Annotated in this window: 22 protein-coding genes and 1 pseudogene; 12 read left to right on the top strand and 11 right to left on the bottom strand. The window is 70.2% G+C overall.

Translation table 11 applies throughout. The features are described 5' to 3' along the window. Positions 1–174: 174 nt before the first annotated feature. Complete coding sequence (locus C1I97_RS04065; protein ID WP_111001844.1) at positions 175–819, top strand: DUF1775 domain-containing protein; 645 nt, start codon at positions 175–177, stop codon at positions 817–819. A 185-nt stretch (positions 820–1,004) separates the two neighbouring features. On the opposite strand, the pseudogene C1I97_RS04060 reads toward C1I97_RS04065, so the two are convergent. Beyond that, a pseudogene (locus tag C1I97_RS04060) lies at positions 1,005–2,123 on the bottom strand (sensor histidine kinase); the annotation flags it as partial. 550 nt (positions 2,124–2,673) lie between these two features. Between C1I97_RS04060 and C1I97_RS04055 the strand changes: the two are divergent. The 4 genes from C1I97_RS04055 (at position 2,674) to C1I97_RS04040 (ending at position 6,235) form a co-directional block, all read left to right on the top strand. Next, the gene (locus C1I97_RS04055; protein WP_111001843.1) at positions 2,674–2,973 is read left to right on the top strand and encodes a hypothetical protein; all 300 of its coding nucleotides are present in this window, start codon (positions 2,674–2,676) and stop codon (positions 2,971–2,973) included. Positions 2,974–3,306: 333 nt separating this feature from the next. Then, positions 3,307–4,002, top strand: a complete 696-nt coding sequence (locus C1I97_RS04050; RefSeq protein WP_111001842.1) for a response regulator transcription factor — start codon at positions 3,307–3,309, stop codon at positions 4,000–4,002. Further along, a complete protein-coding gene (locus tag C1I97_RS04045) occupies positions 3,995–5,110 on the top strand; it encodes a sensor histidine kinase (protein ID WP_111001841.1) in 1,116 nt (371 codons plus the stop codon). The genes C1I97_RS04050 and C1I97_RS04045 overlap by 8 nt, the downstream gene beginning before the upstream one ends. 213 nt (positions 5,111–5,323) lie before the next feature. After that, a complete protein-coding gene (locus C1I97_RS04040) occupies positions 5,324–6,235 on the top strand; it encodes an endonuclease/exonuclease/phosphatase family protein (RefSeq protein ID WP_258382414.1) in 912 nt (303 codons plus the stop codon). On the opposite strand, the gene C1I97_RS39630 is transcribed toward C1I97_RS04040, so the two are convergent. Then, positions 6,225–6,446, bottom strand: coding sequence for a DUF4158 domain-containing protein (locus tag C1I97_RS39630; protein ID WP_181446550.1), 222 nt, complete (start codon positions 6,444–6,446; stop codon positions 6,225–6,227). The two genes, C1I97_RS04040 and C1I97_RS39630, sit on opposite strands and share 11 nt — an antisense overlap. 124 nt (positions 6,447–6,570) lie before the next feature. Here C1I97_RS39630 and C1I97_RS41040 point away from each other — a divergent pair, with 124 nt between their 5' ends. Next, on the top strand, positions 6,571–7,038 hold the full coding sequence (locus C1I97_RS41040) for a hypothetical protein (protein WP_258382412.1): 468 nt from the start codon (positions 6,571–6,573) through the stop codon (positions 7,036–7,038). A gap of 188 nt (positions 7,039–7,226) precedes the next feature. After that, a complete protein-coding gene (locus C1I97_RS04025; RefSeq protein ID WP_111001840.1) occupies positions 7,227–7,937 on the top strand; it encodes an SDR family oxidoreductase in 711 nt (236 codons plus the stop codon). A 31-nt stretch (positions 7,938–7,968) separates the two neighbouring features. On the opposite strand, the gene C1I97_RS04020 is transcribed toward C1I97_RS04025, so the two are convergent. The 8 genes from C1I97_RS04020 to C1I97_RS03985 form a co-directional block, all read right to left on the bottom strand. After that, positions 7,969–8,649 (bottom strand): TetR/AcrR family transcriptional regulator, encoded by a 681-nt coding sequence (locus tag C1I97_RS04020; RefSeq protein ID WP_111001839.1) that lies wholly within the window; start codon positions 8,647–8,649, stop codon positions 7,969–7,971. A gap of 263 nt (positions 8,650–8,912) precedes the next feature. Further along, a complete protein-coding gene (gene mhpA / locus C1I97_RS04015; protein WP_111001838.1) occupies positions 8,913–10,526 on the bottom strand; it encodes a bifunctional 3-(3-hydroxy-phenyl)propionate/3-hydroxycinnamic acid hydroxylase MhpA in 1,614 nt (537 codons plus the stop codon). Continuing rightward, positions 10,523–11,293, bottom strand: a complete 771-nt coding sequence (locus C1I97_RS04010; protein WP_111001837.1) for an HpcH/HpaI aldolase family protein — start codon at positions 11,291–11,293, stop codon at positions 10,523–10,525. Before C1I97_RS04010 ends, mhpA begins: the two co-directional genes overlap by 4 nt. Further along, entirely contained in the window at positions 11,290–11,754 is a 465-nt protein-coding gene (locus C1I97_RS04005; RefSeq protein ID WP_111001836.1) for a nuclear transport factor 2 family protein, read from the bottom strand. The genes C1I97_RS04010 and C1I97_RS04005 overlap by 4 nt, the downstream gene beginning before the upstream one ends. Before the next feature lie 2 nt (positions 11,755–11,756). Beyond that, on the bottom strand, positions 11,757–12,572 hold the full coding sequence (locus tag C1I97_RS04000; RefSeq protein ID WP_258382411.1) for a 2-keto-4-pentenoate hydratase: 816 nt from the start codon (positions 12,570–12,572) through the stop codon (positions 11,757–11,759). Then, on the bottom strand, positions 12,565–13,449 hold the full coding sequence (locus C1I97_RS03995) for an alpha/beta fold hydrolase (RefSeq protein ID WP_111001834.1): 885 nt from the start codon (positions 13,447–13,449) through the stop codon (positions 12,565–12,567). Before C1I97_RS03995 ends, C1I97_RS04000 begins: the two co-directional genes overlap by 8 nt. Continuing rightward, positions 13,446–14,381, bottom strand: a complete 936-nt coding sequence (locus C1I97_RS03990) for a 3-carboxyethylcatechol 2,3-dioxygenase (protein WP_111001833.1) — start codon at positions 14,379–14,381, stop codon at positions 13,446–13,448. The genes C1I97_RS03995 and C1I97_RS03990 overlap by 4 nt, the downstream gene beginning before the upstream one ends. Before the next feature lie 35 nt (positions 14,382–14,416). Then, positions 14,417–15,778 (bottom strand): MFS transporter, encoded by a 1,362-nt coding sequence (locus C1I97_RS03985; RefSeq protein ID WP_111001832.1) that lies wholly within the window; start codon positions 15,776–15,778, stop codon positions 14,417–14,419. Positions 15,779–15,988: 210 nt separating this feature from the next. On the opposite strand from C1I97_RS03985, the gene C1I97_RS03980 reads away from it, so the two are divergent. The 5 genes from C1I97_RS03980 (at position 15,989) to C1I97_RS03955 (ending at position 20,096) form a co-directional block, all read left to right on the top strand. Next, entirely contained in the window at positions 15,989–16,627 is a 639-nt protein-coding gene (locus C1I97_RS03980; protein WP_111001831.1) for a TetR family transcriptional regulator, read from the top strand. Positions 16,628–16,974: 347 nt separating this feature from the next. Then, the gene (locus C1I97_RS42900; protein WP_111001829.1) at positions 16,975–17,097 is read left to right on the top strand and encodes a Fe-Mn family superoxide dismutase; all 123 of its coding nucleotides are present in this window, start codon (positions 16,975–16,977) and stop codon (positions 17,095–17,097) included. A 485-nt stretch (positions 17,098–17,582) separates the two neighbouring features. Beyond that, positions 17,583–18,710, top strand: a complete 1,128-nt coding sequence (locus C1I97_RS03965) for an ABC transporter permease (RefSeq protein ID WP_111001828.1) — start codon at positions 17,583–17,585, stop codon at positions 18,708–18,710. Further along, positions 18,707–19,423, top strand: a complete 717-nt coding sequence (locus C1I97_RS03960; RefSeq protein WP_111001827.1) for an ABC transporter ATP-binding protein — start codon at positions 18,707–18,709, stop codon at positions 19,421–19,423. Before C1I97_RS03965 ends, C1I97_RS03960 begins: the two co-directional genes overlap by 4 nt. A 61-nt stretch (positions 19,424–19,484) precedes the next feature. Then, a complete protein-coding gene (locus C1I97_RS03955) occupies positions 19,485–20,096 on the top strand; it encodes a TetR/AcrR family transcriptional regulator (RefSeq protein ID WP_111001826.1) in 612 nt (203 codons plus the stop codon). Positions 20,097–20,214: 118 nt separating this feature from the next. Here the strand turns inward: C1I97_RS03955 and C1I97_RS03950 are convergent, their stop codons facing one another. After that, entirely contained in the window at positions 20,215–21,681 is a 1,467-nt protein-coding gene (locus C1I97_RS03950; protein ID WP_111001851.1) for a non-reducing end alpha-L-arabinofuranosidase family hydrolase, read from the bottom strand. Positions 21,682–21,723 lie beyond the last annotated feature (42 nt).

Raw genomic sequence — 21,723 nt, 5'->3', positions numbered from 1 at the left:
GTGCCGCACACCGGCCGTCCCCGCCAAGCGGGTGCGGCCCCGGAACACCCGGCGTCAGGGCGCGGTCCGCCGCCGACGCCGTACAGAACCGTCCCGCGCCGGATCCAGGCCGGCCGCTCCCACGATCCCTGTCGTCCGTGACCAGCGTGCACGGATGCCGAGAGAGGAATCACGATGACGTTTCTCCGGTGGCCGGCCCGGATGGCCGCGGCCCTGCTGACCGCGGGCCTGCTCATGGTGACGGCGGTCCCCGCCCGGGCGCATGTGCACGTGCACTCCGAGGACGAGGTGAAGCCGGGCGCGAAGGACGTGCGGATGACGTTCCACGTGCCCAACGAGAAGGACGACGCGCGCACCGTCGGCGTGTGGATCGAGGCACCGAAGGGCGTGCGGGGGATGCGCGCGGAGCAGGTGAAGGGGTGGACCGCGCAGCAGCAGGCACCCGGCGGCGGGAGCGGCACCGTCGGCTGGTCCGGCGGCGCGATCAGCGGCGAGGACGGGGCCGACTTCGTCGTGCACATCGACCGTGTCCCCACCGGCGTGGACGCGCTGACCTTCGTCACCAAGCAGCGGTACGACGACGGCGAGGTCGTCTCCTGGGACCAGCCGGCCGAAGAGGGCAAGCCCGAACCGGAGCACCCCGCCCCGGTGTTGAGCCTCACCGGAGCGTCCCCTGCGGAGTCGGCGCCGCACGCCGGGGAGAGCCTGGGATTCGCGCGGACGGCGGCGATCGTCTGCGGTGCGGTGGTCCTCCTGGCGGCCGCGGCGCTGCCGGCGCTGCGCGCCATGGCGCGACGCCGGAAAGCCGTGTCCCGCTGAGCCGTTCCCCCTACGCGTACGCGGCCGCGGCGCACGCACCCGCGCGGCGGCGGCCCCGCGTGCGAGGGCGGCCGTGACCCGGCTGCGCGAGGGCGTCGAGCACGACGCCGCCCGCCGCAGCGTGGTGCCGGCCTCGCGCGTGCGGTAGGGCACGCAGGACCCCGCGGGGATGTCAACCGTGCTCGTCACTTCGCACGCGGAAGCCGGGCACGGAAGACCGCTCCCTCGCCGGGGACACCCCCGACGGTGAGCGAGCCTCCGTGCCGCAGCACCACGTCCCGGGCGATGGCCAGTCCGAGACCGGCACCGCCCGCGTCGCGGCTTCGGGCCTCGTCCAGGCGGACGAACCGCTCGAAGACCCGCTCCCGGTCCTCCGGAGCGACCCCGGGACCGTCGTCGCCGACGGTGAGGACGACGTCGTCGCCCTCGACGGCCACGGTCACCTCCACGGCGCCCGCCGCGTGCCGTTGGGCGTTGTCCAGGAGGTTGGCGAGGACCTGGGCAAGTTGCGTCCTGCTGCCGGTCACCGCGAGCGACTCGCCCTCCAGCGTCACGGCGGGGGCGAACCGGTCCGTCGCCGCCCGCGAGGCCACCTCCTCCCGGACCAGGTCCGCGAGGCCGAGACGCGCGCCGGCCGGACTCTCCCCGGCGTCCAGCCGGGCGAGGAGCAGCAGGTCGGTGGCCAGGTACTGCAGGCGCGCGACGTCCTGGACGAGGTCGTGGGTGTCCAACAGCTCCGGGTGCGCGTCGGCGACCTCCAGTTGGGTGCGCAAGTTGGCGATGGGGCTGCGCAGTTCGTGGGAGGCGTCGGCGATGAAGCGGTGCTGCCGCTCGACCGACCTCTCCAGGGCGGCCGGCGTCCGGTTGGTGGTGCGGGCCAGCCGGGCGATCTCGTCCCCCGACCGGGGCTCCGGGACCCTGCGGGACAGGTGGCCGCTCCCGGTGATCTCCGCCAGCTCGGCGCGGATGCCCTCCACCGGCCTCAGCGCGTGCCGGGTGACCAGCCAGGTCACGGCCGCCACGACGGCGAGCAGGAACGGCAGGCCGGTCAGCAGCGACTTCGTGACCTGGTCCAGGGTGGCCTGCTCCTCCTCCAGGGAGATCCCCGCGTAGACGGTGTAGGTGCGGCCGTCGTAGGTGGTGCCCTGTACGGCGGCGAAGCTGTAGTCGTGGGTCGCGCCGGCCACGGTGGCCCGGATCGTGCGCCGCTGTACATTGGTGCCGACCTTGCCGCGCGGGGGGCTGCGGGTGGCTCCGCCCTTCCCGCTGTCCTCGCTGCCGCCGCCGCTCCCGGAGCCGTCGTCCTCCCCTCGGCTGCCGCCGTGGTCGTCACCGGTCGGTTCCCTGGTCCTCCCGTCCGACGCGGCGGGGCCGTCGTCGCTCCCGCCGCGCCCGCCGGAATCGTCACCGCCCTTGCCTCGGCCCCCGTGGTCGTCCACGGGGACCACGGTGCGGACGATCCCGGTGCCGACGGGGACGTACACGGCGGCGAGCGCGCTACCCGGAACGCCCGCACCGCTGTTCGCGTGCGCGGCCGTACCGGTCGCGCCTGCCGTCCCGGACACCGATGGGGAAGGCGGTACGAATGCCGCTCCCGACCCCGATGGGGACGGCGCTGCGGACGCCGGTGCCGTGGGGGTCGAGGGCGCGGTGGACACGGGCGCGGCGGAGCTGTCCGCGGCCGGGGCGTAGTCGGCGACGTGGGCACGGCCCGCAAGGGCGGCACCGGCGCCCAGCACGCGCCCGGCCGAGTCGACGACCTGGACCACGCGTCCGTCCTCGGGCAGGTCGAGCCGGTCGAACCGGCCGTTCAGCGCGTCCTGGGAGCCGGCCACCGTACGGGCGACCCAGGGCATGCCGGGCACCGCCGTGGAGGACCGGCCGCACGCCGACGACCACCCGACCGCGCATCACGGCCGGTCCGGCGACCGTGGCCCCGAGGCCCGGCACCACGCCGGCGACTCCGCCGGCGACGACCGCGGCGGTGTGAAGGGCCGCGGCGCGGACGACCCGGCGGGCGACGACCGCGGCGGTGCGCGGGGTCACGGTGCGGACGACCCCGCCGGTGACGGCCGGCACCACGGGCGCGGCTCGCACGACGGCCGGGACGACCACCACGGCGGCGGCTCGCACGGAGGCCACGACGACCGCTGACGGCTCCGGACCACGAAGCCGACAGGCCGACAGATCGACAGATCGACGTGGAACTCGGCGCCCACCCGACATGTCAGCCGGGCCACCGGGTTGCCCACCATCAACCACGGAAACGGAAACGGTCTGCCGACTCCGTCGGCAGACCGTCATGCAAGATCGAGGGTGACGGCGACGAGGGCTGCGACGACGGTCGACCGCGTTCGGCGCGTTCAACAGGGACATTTTCACGCTCTGTCGTCCCGGATCTACCCGCAGTCACTGCGATGCGGTGGCACCGGCACCCATGCGGTTTTCGATATGCCGACGATATGCGGCGACTCGTACCCTCGGAGCATGCGAGTGTTGATCGTCGAGGACGAGCCCTATATGGCAGAAGCCATCCGCGATGGCCTACGCCTGGAAGCGATCGCGTCCGACATTGCCGGTGACGGTGACGCCGCTTTGGAACTGCTGAGCATCAACGCCTACGACATCGCCGTCCTCGACCGCGACATTCCCGGCCCTTCCGGCGACGAGATCGCCAAACGCATCGTCACTTCCGGCAGCGGCATGCCGATCCTCATGCTCACCGCCGCCGACCGGCTCGACGACAAGGCCTCCGGGTTCGGACTCGGCGCCGACGACTACCTCACCAAGCCGTTCGAGCTCCAGGAACTCGTGCTCAGACTCAGAGCACTCGACCGCAGACGTGCGCACAACAGGCCGCCCGTGCGGGAGATCGCGGGCCTGCGGCTCGATCCGTTCCGCCGCGAAGTCCACCGCGACGGCCACTACGTCGCGCTGACCAGGAAGCAGTTCGCCGTGCTCGAAGTCCTCGTCTCTGCCGAAGGCGGTGTCGTCAGTGCCGAGGAGCTTCTGGAGCGGGCATGGGATGAGAACGCGGACCCGTTCACCAATGCCGTACGCATCACGGTCTCGGCACTGCGCAAACGGCTCGGTGAACCCTGGGTCATTGCCACGGTGCCCGGCGCCGGGTACCGCATCGACACACAACCAGCGGCTGGCCAAGAGGGAGGGGACCGTGAATAGACAGCCGGGGTTCAGCGTTCGCTTCAAGCTCACCCTCAGCTACGCCGGATTCCTCATGTTCGCCGGCCTCCTGCTGCTCGCGGCGGTGTGGGTGTTCCTCCTGCGCTACGTCCCCGATCGTGCGATGCTCATCAACCCCGATGACAAATTCAAGGGTGTTTTTCCCGTCCGGTCCGCCCTCCTGGACGTTTTCGCTCCGAGGGCAGCCGCAGTACTGGCGTTCCTGCTGGTGTTCGGTCTCGTGGGCGGGTGGATTCTCGCCGGCCGCATGCTCGCCCCGCTGACCCGCATCACGGACGCCACAAGCGTGGCCACGAAAGGATCACTCTCCCACCGGATCCGGCTGCCGGGCCGCAAGGACGAGTTCCGCGAACTCGCCGACGCCTTCGACACGATGCTCGCCCGCCTCGAAGCGCACGTGGCCGAGCAGCGGAGATTCGCGGCCAACGCCTCGCACGAACTGCGCACCCCGCTGGCAATCTCGCAGACGCTTCTCGACGTGGCCCGCAACGATCCGACGCAGGACCTCGGCGAGATCATCGACCGCCTGCACGCCGTCAACGCCCGAGCGATCGACCTCACCGAGGCGCTGCTCGTACTCAGCCGTGCCGACCAGAGATCCTTCACCCGGGAACCCGTCGACCTCTCCCTGCTCGTGGAAGAGGCCACCGAGACACTGCTCCCGCTCGCCGAGAAGCGCGGTGTCGCCATCGAGACCTCCGGTGACATCGCCCCGGCTTTCGGCTCACAGGCGCTCCTGCTGCAGTTGACGACGAACCTTGTGCACAACGCGATCGTGCACAACCTGCCCGGCAAGGGCACGGTGCGGGCCGAGACCGGCGCCGGCCCCGAGACCGTGGTACTCACGGTCGAGAACAGCGGCGAGAAGCTCTCCCCGCAGTTGGTCTCGACTCTCACCGAGCCGTTTCAGCGCGCCACCGAACGTATTCGCAACGACCACGCAGGTGTCGGACTCGGCCTGGCCATCGTCCGGCGGATCACCGAGGTGCACGACGGGTCCCTCACCATCACCCCGCGCGCTGAGGGCGGACTCCGTATCGCCGTTCAACTGCCCGCACCACCAGCACTTTCTCCAAAGGACATCTGATCAGTGAGTGAAGCACTAAGAGAAGTTCCGGACGCGCGGCAGCAGGGCGACGCCGAGGAGCGCGCCGAGATCCTGGACACGGCTCAGGCCGGGCAGTGCGGTGCCGGTCGCGGGGACACCGGCTCGGGTGCCCGGCGCGCGCGTATCCGCCGGGCGATCCGCAGCCTCTCCGGGCCGGACCCGTGGAAGCGCGGCCTGGTGCTCGGCCTGCTCATGCTGCTGCACGCGGAGATCACGGACAGGGGCGGTCTCGGCAGCCTGGTGGAGACGTTCCTGCCGTGGTTCGGCCTGTTCATCCCGGTGCTCCTTGCCGGGGCGCTGTGGCGCCGCTCCGCCGCGGCGGTGGTCGCGCTGTTGCTGCCGGTCGTGGCGTGGCTGAGCCTCTTCGGCGGGCTGCTCTTCGACAAGTCCCAGCCGGGCGGCGACCTCACCTTGGTCAGCCACAACGTCAACGCCGAGAACCCCGACCCGGCCGGCACCGCCCGCGACCTGGCCGCCTCCGGGGTGGACCTGCTGGCGCTCGAGGAGATGGCCCCGCAGGCCACGGTCGCGTACGGGAAGGAGCTGGCGAAGGCATACCCGTACCACACGGTGCAGGGCACGGTCGGGCTGTGGAGCAAGCTGCCGCTGTCGGACTCCCGGTCGGTCAACGTCCTGCGGGGCAATGTCGGGCCGCTGGCGAAAACCCGGCGGGCCGAGGACCTCCCCGTGGACCCGCCCCGGGCGCTGCGCACCACGGTGGCCACGGATCAGGGGCCGCTGGTGGTGTACGTGGCGCACCTGGGGTCGGTGCGGCTGATGCCCAGGCACGGCTTCTGGACGGACTCGCGCGACGTCGGCGCGGTCGCGCTCGCCGAGGCCGTCGCCGCCGAGCAGAACGAGCGGGTGGTGGTGCTCGGCGATATGAACGGCACCACCGACGACCGCGCGTTCGACGGCCTCACCTCGCAGCTGCACTCGGCCCAGGAAGCGGCCGGGCACGGCTTCGGCTTCAGCTGGCCGACGTCCTTCCCGATGGCGAGGATCGATCAGATCCTGGTCAGGGGCGTGGAACCGAAGAGCTCGTGGGTACTGCCGGCCACCGGCAGCGACCATCTGCCGGTGGCGGCCAGCATCAGCTGGTGACCGCTGTCGCCGGCCGATCCCGCGAGAGCGCCACAGGACACAGCTCAGCAGCCAGCCACTCCGCCGGCCGCTCCTGGTCCTCCTCGGTGTTCGCCCGGAACCCGTACGCCTCACGGATCTCCTTGCGATGCCGCTTGACCCGGTCGCCCCGCCAGTCGTAGTCCGCCCACGCCCCGGCCGGAATCTTCACCTGCTGGGCCACGTACTCCACGCCGCCGCGGGCATCTCCTCGGCGGACTCCGGGAACAGGGCCTCCACCTCGAAAAACTTGAGCAGCAACGCGAAGCCCAACCGGGCTGCACCGGACTTGTTCCGCACCTTCTTCACAGCCGATCGTGGTCGAGCGCTTCTTGGGCGAGTTGGAGGCTGACGGGGTCGGTCGTGGGAACCAGGTGAACATATTCCGCGTTCTCAAGGCCGTCCTGCGGGACGCTTATGGCAAGGGAGCCATGGCGGATGACCCAGTAAAGGGTGTCCAAGAACCGGAGTACGTCCGTGAGAAGGTGGTCATCCCGCCCCTCGCCTACGTGAAGAAGGCGCTGACTGTCGCTGACGATGATCTCGCGTTCGAGATCGTCATGATGGTGGGCTGCGGCTTGCGCAATGGCGAGGCCCGGGCGGTGGACATCAACAAGGGACCGCGGCTGTGCCAGGCCGACCCGGTGCCCGCACCCATGCACACATCGGAAGAGGAGTGGGCTGGGCGGGGAAAGGCGCGGACCCCGACGAGCACCAGCCTCGAGCCGTTGGCGCCGGCTCCAGCGGCTCGGACCCCGCTCAGCCGGTCAGCCGCCGGCCGTTGACGTCCGACGTGAGGCCGGTTACGTTCGACTAGAATAACAATTCTAGAGGGGCTACTCCATTGAGGACAGCCCCCTGCGACCGCCGAGATCGCGCCCGAGCAGGACGCCGGCGGTTACCGCAGCCGTACAGAAGCGGGCCGCACGGGCAGTATGACCGGATCCGACCCCGTAACCAGGAGTAGTGCAGCATGACCGAAGCACCCCCCACCGCCCTCGTGATCGCCGGCAGCAGCGGCATCGGCGCCGCCTCGGCACGCGAACTGGCGGCGCGCGGCCACCGGGTGGCGGTGCTGGCGCGCGGCGAAGGGGCGGTCGAGCTGGCCGGGGAGCTCGGCGGCCTCGCCATCCGCGGCGACTACACCGAAGTCGGGGTCATCGAGGCGGCCGTCGAGCAGGTGGTCTCCGTCTGGGGCCGGCTGGACGTGCTGATCAACAGCGCGGGCCACGGCCCCAAAGGGAAGCTCGAGGAGCTGACCGACCAGGATCTGGCCGCCGGATTCGACCTGTACTTCTACAATGTGGTGCGGGCCTGCCGCGCCGCCCTGGCGCCGATGCGCGCACAGGGCGGAGGCAGCATCGTCAACATCTCCTCGGCCAGCCCCACCGAGCCCTCGCCCCGCTTCCCCACCTCGATGGTGGCCCGGGCGGCGATGACGACCTGGTCGAAGCTGTGGGCGGACGAAGTCGCCGCGGACGGCATCCGGATCAACAACGTGCTCCCGGGGTACACCGTTGCCGACCCGGAGGCCGTTCCGGCCGAATGGACCTCCGCGATTCCGCTGGGCAGGGCCGCCGCCTACCAGGAGGTCGCCCGGATGGTGGCCTTCGTGGCCTGCGACGCCACGTACACCACCGGGCAGAACCTGCGCGTCGACGGCGGACTCACCCGCGGCGTCTGACCTCTCCGCCCCGCCGGGCGGTTCGAGAGTCCTACCGCTCCTCTGCCGCCCGGCGGGCGAAGTCGTCCACCAGGCCCTCCAGCGCCTGCGCGGCCAGATCAGCGTACTCGCCGAAGTCCAGGTCCAGGTGCACCTCGGAGTTCGCGTGGACGTAGAAGCCGTCGGTGAACGCCAGGCTCAGCACCGCGAGCTTGGTGGGCATGTCGGGGAAGCGCTCGGTGACTTCGTCGGGGATGGACTCGGTGACCCGCTGGACGTTCACCTTGAACATCTCCCCCCGCAACCGCAGGTACGCCGCACGGACCTCACTGTCCTCACCCAGACCGCCGAGCCGCTTGCTCAACGCCCAGACATTCGCGGCCTTGAGCAGGGCTTCCTCCTTCGTGTAGTGCCCCGGATCGGCGCCGGACAGGCCGGTGATGCCACGTGACAGTTTGCGGCGCAGCCCCTCGGGGCCGGAGTGGATCTCCATCCACACCTCGTAGCAGTGCTCGAGCAGGGAGACGAAGAGCTGCTCCTTGTTCTTGAAGTGCCAGTAGACCGAGCCGATGGGCAGGCCGGATTCCGTGCTGACGGCCGCCATGGTCGTGCCCTGGTAACCGTGTTCCACCGCCAGGTCCAGCGCCGCCCGCAGGATCTGCTCCCGGCTCCGGTCCGAACGCGCCTGCCGCGTGCCCTTCGTGCCGTCACCCTGCCGTGTGCCCTGCTTCATGCCGCCACCCTGTCGCCCGCCTGCCGTCCGTGCCCCACGTCGCCAACACGCCCATTCTAGAACCCGGCTACTAATGAAGGCGGGAGTACAGGGCAGCTGTTCCGGCGGTCATGCGCCACGAGCCCGCCCACGGCCGCGTCGACGGCGGCGGGACGGCGCGCGTCGAGTCCGACACCGAAGTGGTCGCGAGGGTCGCGACCCTCCGGTCCACCTCGCGACGGCTCCCGCGCACCGTCCCTCCGGGGTCGAAGCTCCGCACTCCGTCAGGCGGCGCAGGCGGCCTCGAGGACCCGGGCAACGACATCGTCGAGCTCCTGGGCCAGGCATTCGGCGGCGATCACATGGTCGGGGCGGACGACGACCGCGCCGACCGGCCGCGCGTCGAACCAGGCCTGCAGGCTCGACTCGCCGCCGAGGTCGCCGACGACGGTGACGCCGGCCGTGGCCTGCTTGCGTGCCCACGGCAGCTGTGCCTTCGGCACCACCTGCACGAGGCGGGCGCCGAACCGGTCCAGCGCGGCGCGCCTCGGGGCCGACAGGAACGCCGTCGGGTCGTTGTTCCAGGCGAGGATCCGCCAGCCCTGACCGGTCGCGTCGTCGAGCAGCATCTCGACGCCGTCGGCGTCGGTGGCCGTCGGCTGGGGGAAGACCGTCCCCGCCAGCCGGGGCACGTCGCGGTCGGGCAGCGACTTGGACGTCGGCAGCGGGGTGTGCACCACCACGCCCCGGTCGAACTTCGGCTGGGGCTTGAACGCCTGCCGCTCCTGGGCCTCCCGCTCCTCGGGGGTGCGGCCGGCGGCGATCCGGTCGCGCTCGGCGGCCTTCTGCGGATCGTGGTCGGTCATCTCCTTCGCCATCTGGAGGGAGACGGCCACCATCTGCGTGACGTGGCCCAGCCGTTCGGTCTCGTACGTGTCCAGCAGACCGTCGGTCGCGAGTCCCTTGACGACCGAGGCCAGCTTCCAGCCGAGGTTGAAGGCGTCGCGGATCCCCGAGTTCCAGCCCTGGCCGCCGACGACGGGCATGACATGGGCGGCGTCGCCGGCGAGGAAGATCCGCCCGTGGCGGAACCGCCCCGCGATACGGGCGTGGTGCCGGTAGACGCGGCGGCGGATGATGTCCAGCCGGGACGGGTCCGGCACGTGCGGTGCCAGCAGGCCGAAGACGAACGCGTCGTCGTCGACGTCGGCCTCGCTCTCGTTCTCGAAGAGCGTGAACTCCCAGCGCCGGATGCCGTGGGGCAGTGCGATGGAGGCGTAGCTGCGGGCCGGATCCCCGCCGAAGACGGCATGGGGCGTACCGATCGGGTCGTTGGCGACGTCGATCACGATGCCGTCGGTCGGCCGGGTCTCGCCCCCGAACGAGATGCCCAGGCGCTTGCGGGTGGGTGAGGACCCGCCCTCGGCGGCGACGACGTACAACGCGCGCACCGTTTCGCCGTTCGCGAGCGTGGCGACCACGCCGTCGGCGTCCTCGGACAGGTCCACGACCTCGGCACCGAAGCGTACGGCGGCGTTGGGGAAGCGGTCGAGGCCGGCGAGCAGCACCTGGTCGACCAGCGGCTGCACGAAGCCGTTGCGGCGCGGCCAGCCGAACTCGCGCGTCGTCGGGTTCACTTCGGAGAGGATCATCCGGTCGCCGTTGATCATGTAGATCTTCTGGTCGGGGATGGTGTGGGGGAGCACCTCGTCGACGAGGCCGGCGGTCTGCATCGCGCGAAGTGCCTCGTCGTCGATGCCCACGGCCCGCGGGTAGTCGATGAGTTCGTGCTCCCGTTCGACGACGAGGACGTCGATGCCCTGCTGCCCGAGCAGGTTGGCCAGGGTCAGGCCGACGGGACCCGCCCCGACGACGAGAACGTCGCAGGCCTTGTTCATGCGTTGCTCCGTGCGGATCGTGCCGAGTGCAGCCCGGCGATGGTGTCGCCGAACGCGCGGTTCAGCAGGACGAGATCGATGCCGAGGGCCGTGTAGTCGACGAGGCCGTCGGCGAACAGGCCGGCCGCGTACTCCGGCCGGCCGGAGTAGATGCCGAGGGTGACGCCGTGCGCAGTCGTCACCTCCCGCAGGTACGCGATCGCCTCGCGCACGGGGCCGTCCTCCCAGTCGCCGCGTCCGGGCAGACCGTAGGAGACGGCCAGGTCGGCCGGCCCGATGTAGACCGAGTCCAGGCCTGGAGTCGAGACGATCTCTTCGGCACGGTCGACTCCGGCCTTCGTCTCGATCTGGGCGATGGCGGACACCGCCCGGTTGCCTGCCTCGGTGTACGAGTCACCCGGGTACAGCGCAGGTCTGGACGGCCCCAGGCTGCGGTTCCCGACCGGCGGGTACTTGGTCGCGGCGACCAGGGCCTCGGCCTCGGACCGGGACTCGACGGTGGGCGCGACGATGCCGCGGGCCCCGCTGTCGAGGAGCCGCAGGATCGGGGCGGGGTCCAGCGAGCCCACCCGCGTGTACGCGTACGCGTTCTCCCGCGGAATCGAGCGCAGGATCCCGCATGCAGCCTCGAGCCCCAGTTCGCCGTGCTGGAGGTCGAGGATCACGCCGTCGTAGCCGGCGGCTGCCGCCCACTCCGGCATCGAGAACGAGGGGACCGTCTGGTGGTACAGGACGGGATTCCTGTCGCCGAGAGCTGCCTGCCTCACTGTGCCGGCTCCTCTCGCCCGGCCAGGCGCGCGGCGTGTGCCGCGGCCGCCCGGCCGCCGAAGACCGGCACGATCTCCCGGCGGGAGAACAGCCACCGGCCGTCGACCCTGCGGTAGCGCTCGCGGAACTCACCGACCGATGCGGGCAGCGTCTGCGGCTCGTTCGTGTCGCGGAAGGTCAGGTACTGCACCGTTCCCTCGACCTCCTCCCCGTCCCACACCAGGCGGATCCCGCCGATGAAGTGACGGCCGACGACGTCCGTCTGCAGGGCGCGCTTGGCGCCCCAGGCCTTCATGGCCTCGCGGTCCATGTCGCCCATCGGGCCGACCGAGACGCCGTCTTCGGTGTACAGCTCCCAGGTGCTGTCCGCCCGGTTGTGGTCGAGGCGGTAGAGCATCTCCGCGATGAGCTGCTCGATCTCGACGCGGGTGGCCGCGTCGACGGGACGGTAGTCACTCATGTTCAGCCTTTCGAATCCGCGGTCGCGACCACGCGACCCAGCCCGGTGATGGTGGCGACACACTCGACGTCGGCGGGCCACGGCTCGATGTAGCCGATGGACCCGGACAGCAGCACCTCGCCGGCGCGCAGCGGCTCGCCCGTACGGATCGCGGTCTCGGCCAGCCAGACCACCGCGTTGAGCGGATCCCCCAGCACGTTGCTGCCGACACCTCGGGTGATCTCGGTGTCGCCGCCCGTGATGACCATCTCCACCTTGGTCAGGTCGACCTCGCCGTACGGGTGCCGCTCCTCGCCGAGGACGACGCCGCTGCAGCCGGCGTTGTCCGCGATGGTGTCGACGATCTGCCCGACCGAACCGTCGTAGCGGAAGTCGACGACCTCGAACGCGGGGGTCACGTAGTCGATCGCGGCCTCGACGCTGTCGCGTCCCGCCTCCAGGATGTCGCTCTTCAGCACGAACGCGACCTCGGCCTCGATGAGCAGGCGGTTGTACGCGGACAGCGGAAGGTGCGTTCCCGAGGCGTGCACCATGTCGTCGTGGATGATGCCGTAGTCGGGCTCGTCGATGCCCACGCGCTGCTGCACGAGGGGGTTGGTCAGGCCGACCTTGCGGCCCACCCGCTTCACGCCCAGCTCGCGCTCGCGGAGGGCGGCGAACTCGGCGGAGATCGCGTAGGCCGCGTCGAGGTCGTGCTCGGGGAGCCGGGGGCTCACGTACGGCACGGTGTACACGCCGCGCTTCGCTTCGAACAGCTCGCGGGCGATCTGGGTGATGGTCTCCCGGGTGACGCTCACTCCGGTCCTTTCGTCAGGCATGCTTCTCCAGGAAGGCGACCGCCGCGGCGTTGAACTCCGCGGCTCCCTCCCACTGCGGCCAGTGCGCGGCACCGCGGACCAACAGGTACTCGCCGTCCGGGATCAGTCCGCACAGGCGCTCTCCCTCGGCCTCGTCGCCGGTCGGCTCGTTGTCGGTCCACACCATCAGGGCCGGGACCGGGACCGCCGCGAAGTCGTCGTCCGTCACCCGGTTGCGCCAGCGCCGCTCCGGCTCCCGCAGGGCGGACACGTGCGCCATGCTGAACCCGTCGCGGGCATAGATCGCCTGGCGGACGCGTACGAGCTCGTCGGTGATGTTCTGCGGATCGTGGATCACGACCTGCAGGCGCTTCTTCACGTTGTCGAAGGTCGGCTCGCTCACCGCCCGGGCACTCACCGACTGGGTCTTGTCCAGCTGCGGCTCCCCGACCACCCGCCCGCCCGGTGCGGACAGGATCACCGTGCGCAGGCGGCCGGGGTGCTTCGGCGCGAACTTCAGCGCGAGCCAGCCGCCGAGCGACTCACCGGCGAGGTGCACGCGCTCCAGCTCCAGCGCGTCGAGCAGGGCGAGCAGGTGCTCCTCGTAGTCGCGGATCTCCAGCGGATGGTCGGACAGCGAGGTGTACCCGTGGCCCGGGTAGTCGTAGCCGACCACCCGGAAACCGGCTTTCACGAACGCGCGGACGTTCTGCGTCCACGCCTCGATGTGGCCGCTGGTGCCGCTGGCGAGCACGACCGTCTGTGCGTCCGGGGCCGCTCCGGCGATGTCGAGCACCCGGGTGCGGTAGCCGCCCGCGTCCACGTACCGCAGCGTGTGCTCCAGGTCCGCGATCTCTTCCCACAAGGTCGCGAAGTGCGTCTTCTCCGCCCGGCTCATGCGGTCACCGCCGCCTGGACGGCGAAGCCGGCGCCCCACTTCTCGACCGCCCAGTAGCGGTCGACGGTGAAGCGGTAGGGGCCGGCGGTCGACAGCGCCGCGTAGGCGGCGATCCAGCTGCGCATCTCGTGCGCGGCCGAGCCGCCCTCCGTCATGAACCAACCGTTCTCCCAGCCGTCGACCGGCGCGAGGTCGCCGGAACGGAACACATCGAGGACGAGCGTGTCCCACTCCTCGTTCAGCGGGTCGCTCGGAGCCTTGCCGTCGGCTATCGCCTGGATGCCCTTGACGATCATCTGCTCACGCTCCCGCCGCTCCTCGGGCGCGGGCGCGTACGCGACCAGGCGCTCGTGCACGGTGCCGGGGGCACCGTCCCAGCGTGGGATCGGCGGGTTGTGGGAGATGCCGCCCGAGGCGAGGAACAGCACCTTCTTGTCCATGGCCTGGGCGGCCCGGCCGAATGCCTCGCCCATCAGGCGCACCCGCCGCATGGGGGAGAGCGGCAGGCCGATCGCGTTCACGAACACCGGCACGATCGGCTGCGTGAAGCCCTTCCCGAACACGAAGTCGAGCGGCTGGACCACGCCGTGGTCGACCTTCATCCGCTCGCTGCGGCCGATGTCGATGCCCTCGGCCAGCACTGCCGCGTGGAAGGCCCGGGCGGCGTTGCTGTCGACGGGGAGCGGCCCCGCGGTGGTGCCGTAGTCACCGATGCCCTCGGCGACCGCACCGATCACCCATGGGGTGATCAGCGAGTAGAGCTGGCCGTTGAAGTGGTCGGGTCCGAACACCACGACCAGGTCGGGGTCGTACGCGGCGACGAACCCCCTGACCTCGTCGATGGCGGCATTGATCTCGGCGAACGTCTCCCCGCCCGGGTCGACGTTGCCGAAGGACGGCGCGTGGGAGAGCGCTGCGACGGCCAGCGGCATGGAGTGGTTCCTTTCTCGGAAGAAGCGGACGGCCGCTATGCGGACGTACCGGAGAGCGCAGGCTGGGGCTGGGCACTGACTGCATCGGAGCGGCGCTGGCCCAGGTGGAGGGCCAGGATGCAGAGGCCGGCGATGAGCATGGGCAACGCGAAGACGGTGAAGGCCGCAGCCATCCCCATGCCCGCGTCGAAGGCCGCGCCGCCGATGACCGGCGCCGCGATGCCGCCGAACCGGCCGACGCCGATGACGACACCGAAACCGGTCGAGCGGGCCAGCGTCGGGTAGAGCGTCGGGACGATCGCGTAGAAGGCGGCGGTGCCCGAGCAGACGAAGAAGGAGGCCGTGAACAGGGTCCACCAAGCGGTGGGCATCCCCGGGCCGGCGATGCCGAACAGCGACAGGGTAGCGGTGGCCAGGATCAGGAAGACCGGGGCGAGGAGGCGGATGTTGATCCTGCCGCCGAGGAACCCGAAGAGCACGTTGCCGAGGATGCCGCCGATGCTGAAGGCGGTGACGAGCTGCGGGGCCAGCGCCGGGTTGTCATTGGCCGACGCCACGCTGCTGGGTGCCCAGTTCGTCATGAAGTAGAAGCTGAGCATGTATGCGACGTACCCGACGATCATCAGCAGCGTGTAGAAGCCGGTCCGGCCGGTGAACACGGTGCGCAGCGAGCCCTTCGCCTTGACGCCCGTCGAGTCGGGCTCGGGGAGCGTTTCGAGTGCTGGGCGGCGCATCTTCGCCAGGAGCGCGTTGAGCCGCTGCAGGGAGTCCGTGCGGCGGCCCTCGGAGAGCCAGGCGAGCGATTCGGGGAGGAGGGCGTACGTGGCGACCGCGGCGATCGCGCTCAGGACGAACCCGATCCACCAGCCGAACTGCCAGCCGCGCGTGTCGAGCATCGGGCCCACGATCATGGAGCCGAGCAGCCCTCCGATGTTGATCGCGGCGGCGTAGACGGCCATCACCAGCGCGTACACGCGCTTGCCCGTGTACTCGGCGAGGATGACGCCGACCACGGCCACCAGGCAGCCGACGCCGACGCCGGTGACGATGCGGCTCACGACGAGGGGCCAGGTCCCGGTTTCCGGCGTCGCGAACGGGCCGATGAACATGCCCACCGCGATCGTCACGGTGGAGATGACACCCATCTTGCGTCTGCCGATGCGGTCGGCGAGCGGCGCGACGATGATCGAACCCACGAGCATGCCGATCAGGGCGCCGGACATCACGAGTCCGAGCTCGGCCTTGGAGACCCCGAAACCTCTCTCGATGTAAGGGGCGGCGAACGACGTGAGCGAGACGTCGTAGCCGTCGAGCACGACCAAGGTGATCGCGATGACGATGGCGCGGATCTGCAGACCGCTCATCTTCTCTTGAGGGATGTGGTCGGTGATCCTCATGGAGGTCTCCCTGTTTCGGGACAGAGCGGACCCGTGCCATCGCAGTGGCCCGCAGGGATGAGGTGGACCGCGCACCGGGTCGCGTTCCGTCAACGAAACCTAGAAGTTACGTTCTAGAATCGCCATTACGATGACTAGCGCCCGCCGTCGGTGTCAAGAGTCGGCGTGGATTTGGTAGAACTGCAGTCCGAAGAGCGGTGAGGGGGGCCGATGGTCACGAGACGGAAGACGCACCAGGCGTCCGAGGTGTCGAAGCGGGCGATACTCGAGGCCGTGCTCTCGCGTGCGGTCGAGGCCGGGTACGAGGGGACGACCATGGCCGATGTCGCGCGCGTGTCCGGCCTGCCGATCGGATCCGTCTACTGGCACTTCCAGAACAAGGAACAGCTCTTCGTCGAGTTGCTCGACTACTGCTTCGAGGTCTGGCGGAAGGCCCACGAGTCCGTCGGCGACCTGCGCGAGCTGCTGCGGCGCAGCATCAGCGATTCGGCCGCGGCATCCGGAAACTTCGCCGACCCGGCCGCCGCGTTCTGGAGCATCGGCCTTGTCTTCGCGTTCGAACGGCGGCTGGAGGACAACCTCGCCCGGCAGCGGTACCTCGCCATCCGCAAGGAGATGTTCGAGTTCATCGCGTCCCGGCTGCGCGCCTCGTACCAGGGGGTGACGGACGAAGTGGCGGCAGAGCTGGCGCACGACATGACGGTCATGGGGCGGGCCCTCACCGACGGCTTCCGAGTGGCCGCGGCCGCCGGCGACAACACCGACTTCGCCCGGTACGCCAAGCTGGCGGCCGACGCGCTCGAGTCCCTGATCTCCGCTCGCCTGCGGGAGCACACGGAGAGAGCCTGACGCTTCGTGTCCAGCACGGCGGAGTGCCGGCCGAGCACCTCCTCCCGGGCGCAGGTGACGGGGCGTCCCACTGGGTGTCCGTCCCGGTTGAAGAGCGAGAGGCGGACGCCCGTCCAGGCCCTGGCTGGGGGGCTTCACCGGGAGGACACGGGGTCGGTCCCGCCCTCGGCGGTCGCCGTGTCCGCCGACAGCCGGGGAAGCGGGACCACCGGGGCGAGCCGGCCGAGGCGCCGTCCGGGCCAGCCGGACGTGGTGACGCTCTGAGTGCTTCCCGTTCGCGGACGGTGAGGACGAGATCCTGGCCGTGGGCGACACCCTCCTCGCACCGAGCGTGACGTGCTGCCTGCGTGTACGACCACAAAGCAACGTGGGTCGGGGCTCCAACCCCGACCCTGGTCTTCGACGTCTGGGAGCACGCCTGCTGCCTGCAGTGCGGGAACCGGAAGGTCGACTTCATCGACGCCATGTGAGCCGTCGCCAACTGGCAGGATGCGGCGACGCGTTACGACGCCGCCAAGTCCCCCACCGACGTGCTTCTGCCGGCCCCCTGACCGCGGCGGCCGTATGACGTGCTGCTCGTGATCGTCTTCGCGGCCTCAACCGGCAGGCGGCACACGGGAGGGCCTCGCCCCGGACAACGCTCGAATCACCCAAGGGCTCGGACGGCCAGGGCGTGCCTCGTCGACGGGTCTGCCCGGTGTGCCTCGATGACGGTTCGCCGGCCGGGCGCCGTGACTGGTCCGCGGCACAGGCATGACCTGAGGTGGCAGCCGAATCATGCCGCGGGGACAAAGCCCGATCGAGAGCGTCCGGCCGGTGCGCGGCGCGTGCCGATGTGTCGACAGGTGTGTCGGTAACATCCGATAGGATGCCGACGCTTGCGTCGTCAAGTCCAAGTAAAGGGCCGTGCGTGCCCAGCGTCGCGCCCCCCTCACCCTCATCGCTCGGAGATCCTGTGTTCCTCGCCCTACGCGATCTGCGCTTCGCCCGCGGTCGCTTCGCCCTGATGGGTGCGGTGGTCGCGCTCATCGCCGTCCTCGGCGTGCTCCTGTCCGGACTCGCTTCCGGCCTGGCGGACGCCGGCATATCCGGCCTGCGGGCGCTGCCCGTGACCCACATGGCCTTCGACGAGAAGGCGACCAGCGAGCAGTTCTCCCGCTCGACCGTGGAGCAGGAGGACTGGCAGGCATGGTCGAAGGCCCCCGGAGTGGAGCGGGCGGAACCGTTCGGGAACACCCTGGCCAACGCCCAGGTGGCCCAGGGTGCCAAGAAGGGCGAGCAGGTCAACCTCGCCGTCTTCGGCATGGTGCCGGACTCGCCCCTGGCCCCCGACCCCACGGAGGGCGAGGGCCTGAAGGAGGGCAGCGCGGGCATCGTCATCACTCAGGAGATCGCCGACCTGGGCGTGAAGGTCGGGGACGTCCTCACCGCGGACAAGAGCGAGGTCCGGCTGAAGGTCGTCGGCCTGGTCGACGAGACCATCTCCTACGGCCACATCGGCGTCGCCTACGCCGACCTCGACACGTGGCGCCACCTGCACTACGGCCTGCCGGGCGACCTGCCCGAGGCCGCACGCCGTCAGGCCACGGCCGTCGCGCTGACCCTGGAGGACGGTGCCGACGTCGCCGCCGTGGAGAAGGCGACCGGCACCCGCGCCGACTCCAAGGAGACGACCTTCGGCGCGTCTCCGGGTTACACGGCCGAGTCGAGCACCATGGCCCTGATCAAGGGCTTCCTGTACGCCATCTCCGCCCTGGTCGTCGGTGCGTTCTTCACCGTCTGGACCGTGCAGCGCAAGCCCGAGATCGCGCTGCTGAAGGCGCTCGGCGCACCCACCGGGTACATCCTGCGCGACGCCCTCGTCCAGGTCGTCGCCGTGCTCGTCGGCGCGACGGCCGTCGGCACCGCGATCGGCCTGGCCCTGGGGAGCGCGATGATCGGCAAGGCGCCGTTCTCTCTGTCCGCCCCGGCCGTCGCCACCTCGTCCGGCCTCCTCATCGGCCTCGGAACCGCGGGCGCCGTCGTCGCCGTCCGCCGCATCACCGCCGTCGACCCCCTGACCGCTCTGGGAGCCACCCGATGACCACAACCTCCACCGATCACCGGGCCGCCTCGGACGCCGCCGGCGCGAGCGGTCTGCTCCTGTCCGGTGTCACCCTCGCCCTGGGGGACGGCGACACCGCCGTCACCGCACTCGACCAGGTCGACCTGAGCGTCGCTCCCGGGGAGTTCGTCGCCGTCGTCGGCCCGTCGGGCTCCGGCAAATCCAGTCTCCTCGCCGTCGCCGGCGGGCTCCAGCGGCCCACCTCGGGCACGGTCCACATCGCCGGCACCGAGCTGACCGCCCTGTCGGACAAGGAGCGCACCGCGGCCCGCCGGCACCACATCGGCTTCGTCTTCCAGCAGTCGAACCTGCTGGCCTCGCTGACGGTCAGGGAGCAGCTCCTGCTGCCCCTGCACATCGACGGACGCCTCGACGCCGCGGCCCGGGCCAGGGCCGACGAGCTCATCGAGGCGGTCGGGCTCTCGCACCGCACCGGTTCCCGGCCGCACCAGCTCTCCGGCGGCGAACGCCAGCGGGCGGGCCTGGCCCGCGCGCTGATGACTTCCCTGGCCGTCCTGCTGGTGGACGAACCCACCTCCGCGCTGGACCGGGTACGTTCGGCCGAGGCGGTACGGCTGATCGCCGAGCAGACCCACGAGCGCGGCACGGCCACGGTCATGGTCACCCACGACACGGCGATAATGGACGCTGCCGACCGGGTGCACGAGATGGTCGACGGCCGTCTGTCCTGACCGGGGCAGCGGCCGGCGCCTCGCTCCCGGCCCCCGTCCGCCACCACGGAGTCCACACCGCATGCCGAAGATCAACGCCCCCACCGTCGCCGAACATCGTGCTCAGCAGCGCGAGGCGCTGATCGGGGCAGCGATCGACATCCTGGTGAACGCGGGCGCCGCCGCCGTCACACCGGCGGCGGTCGGCGCCCGCGCGGGTCTGGCCCGCTCCAGCGTGTACCAGTACTTCGACTCGTCGGCAGCCCTGCTGGCAACCATCACGGAGGAAGCCTTCAGGCGCTCCAACGAGGCACTCACCCGCGCCATGGCCGCCGCGAACGGCCCGGTGGAACGCGTCGAGGCGTTCTTCAGGGAAAGCCTCCGCCTCGGTGCCGAAGGCGCACACCGACCCGCAGCCGCCCTCATGGGCGCCGGTCTCCCTCCTGCCTGCCAGGAACGGCTGATGGAACTCCATCTGGAACAAGTCGAACCATTCCGTGCAGCTGTCCGACAGCTCGGTGCCCCCGAGCCCGCGCTCACGGCGGATTTGATCGCCGGGATGCTGCACACGGCCCTTGCCGCCGTCGATGGCGGTGCTCCGCTCGATACGGTCACGGAGCGCACGCTCGTCCTGGTGCGCCGCTGCCTTGCTCCGCTCGGCAGCATGGTCCACGCACCAGAGGAAGGTTACTGAACGTCCTTCCCTGTGCTGGCGGGTGACCTGGGCTTTTCAGATCACGGCGTGGCGGGCTCGGCCTTCCGCCGAGCCCGCCACGCCGGCTCCCTACCGGAGCCGGACCCGCGTCATGCCGTCAGCGCTGCAGTGTCAGCAGACCCGGACGGTAGGGCAGGAGGCCGTAGTCGCCGCCGGAGTTGGGGCTGCGTCCCTGGTAGAGCAACTGCAGATTGCAGGGATCGACGGTCATGGTCTGATCGGGGCTGGTGCGGATCAGTTCGCCATGGCTGATGTCGTTGGTCCAGGTGGCGCCGCTGTTGGCCTTGCCGGCGAAGGGATTGCTCTCGGTCGCGGCCTGGGGTGTCCATGAGCCGTTCAGACTGGTGGCCGTGAACGAGCGGAAGTACCGGCCCTGCGAGCCGATCGCCTCGACGATCATGAGGTAACGGTTCTGGCCCTGCAGCTTGTAGACCTGCGGGGCTTCGAACAGGTTGTTCGTCGTATCACTCATGATCACTGTCGAGGTCGAGCCGAAGCTGCCCGGGAAGTTCCCGATCGGCATACTGGCCCGGTAGATCTTGCCGTTGTCGCCGGCGAAGAACAGGTACATGTTCGTGCCGTCACCGATGAGTGTCTGGTCGATGGGCCCTGTTCCGGAGCCGGAGATGCTTCCGGAGAAGAGCACCTGCTCGGATGACCAGCCGTTCGGGTTGGTGGGGTCGCTCGACGTCCGGTAGGAGAAGGCGGTCCCGCCCCACTGGTAGGCGAGCACCCAGATGTTCTTCGGCGCGAAGTAGAAGAGTGTGGGTGCGACGGTGGAATTGGACATCGTGTTCTGGCTGGCCGAGGCCATCTCCGACCAATTGGTGAACAGGCCGAAGTTCATCGAACCCCACCTCGTCCCCGTGTCGTGCGTGGTCGCATAGACGAGTTGTCTGCCGTTGTAGGGGGCGACGGTGAAGTCCTTGAGCGAGACCCACCCCTGCTTGGGCTGCGCCAGCGCGCCCGTCGATGTCCAGCGGTAGGTCGACGGAAGATCACACGGGCCGGGGGTGTCGGAGCCGACCTTGACGAGCTGCCACTGCTGGTTGGTGCCGCCCCAGTCGTCGTACTGGACGATGTTCGCGTTGTCGGCGGTGGAGGCGCCTTGTACTTCGAGGGCCTTGTTGCTGTGGCGCGAGATGAGCCTCACGTAGCCGTCCGAGCTGTCGGCCGGCCGCCACTGCTGGTTGGTGCCGTTCAGGTCGGCCCACTGGACGATCGAGCCGCCGTTCGCGGTGGACCAGTTGTAGACGTCCAGCACCTTGCCCGAGTGGCGGGACTTGATGCGGTAGTAGCCGTCTCCGGAGTCGACGAACTGCCACTGCTGCTGGTTCTGATTGTTCCTGGTCCACTGGGTGATGCGGGCGCCGTCGTTGGTCGCCATGTTGTAGACATCCAGGGCTTTGCCGCTGTTGCGGTTGACCAGCACATACGAGGCGTTGGGGTCTACGGTCGCGGCCTCGGCGGGCTGGGCACCGAGGAAGGTGGCCACGAGCAGCAAGGGCGCAAGGACGCCGAGTAAGCGTCTTGGACGGACCGGGGACGGGTGGCGAAACCACATCAGCTGTCTCTGATACACATCTCCGAGCCCACGAGACTAGCA

This window comes from Streptomyces sp. NTH33 (assembly GCF_003236365.1).
Classification (GTDB): Bacteria; Actinomycetota; Actinomycetes; order Streptomycetales; family Streptomycetaceae; genus Streptomyces.
Note: the sequence above shows the minus strand (reverse complement) of the source record. Positions and strands in the feature narration are given on the sequence as shown.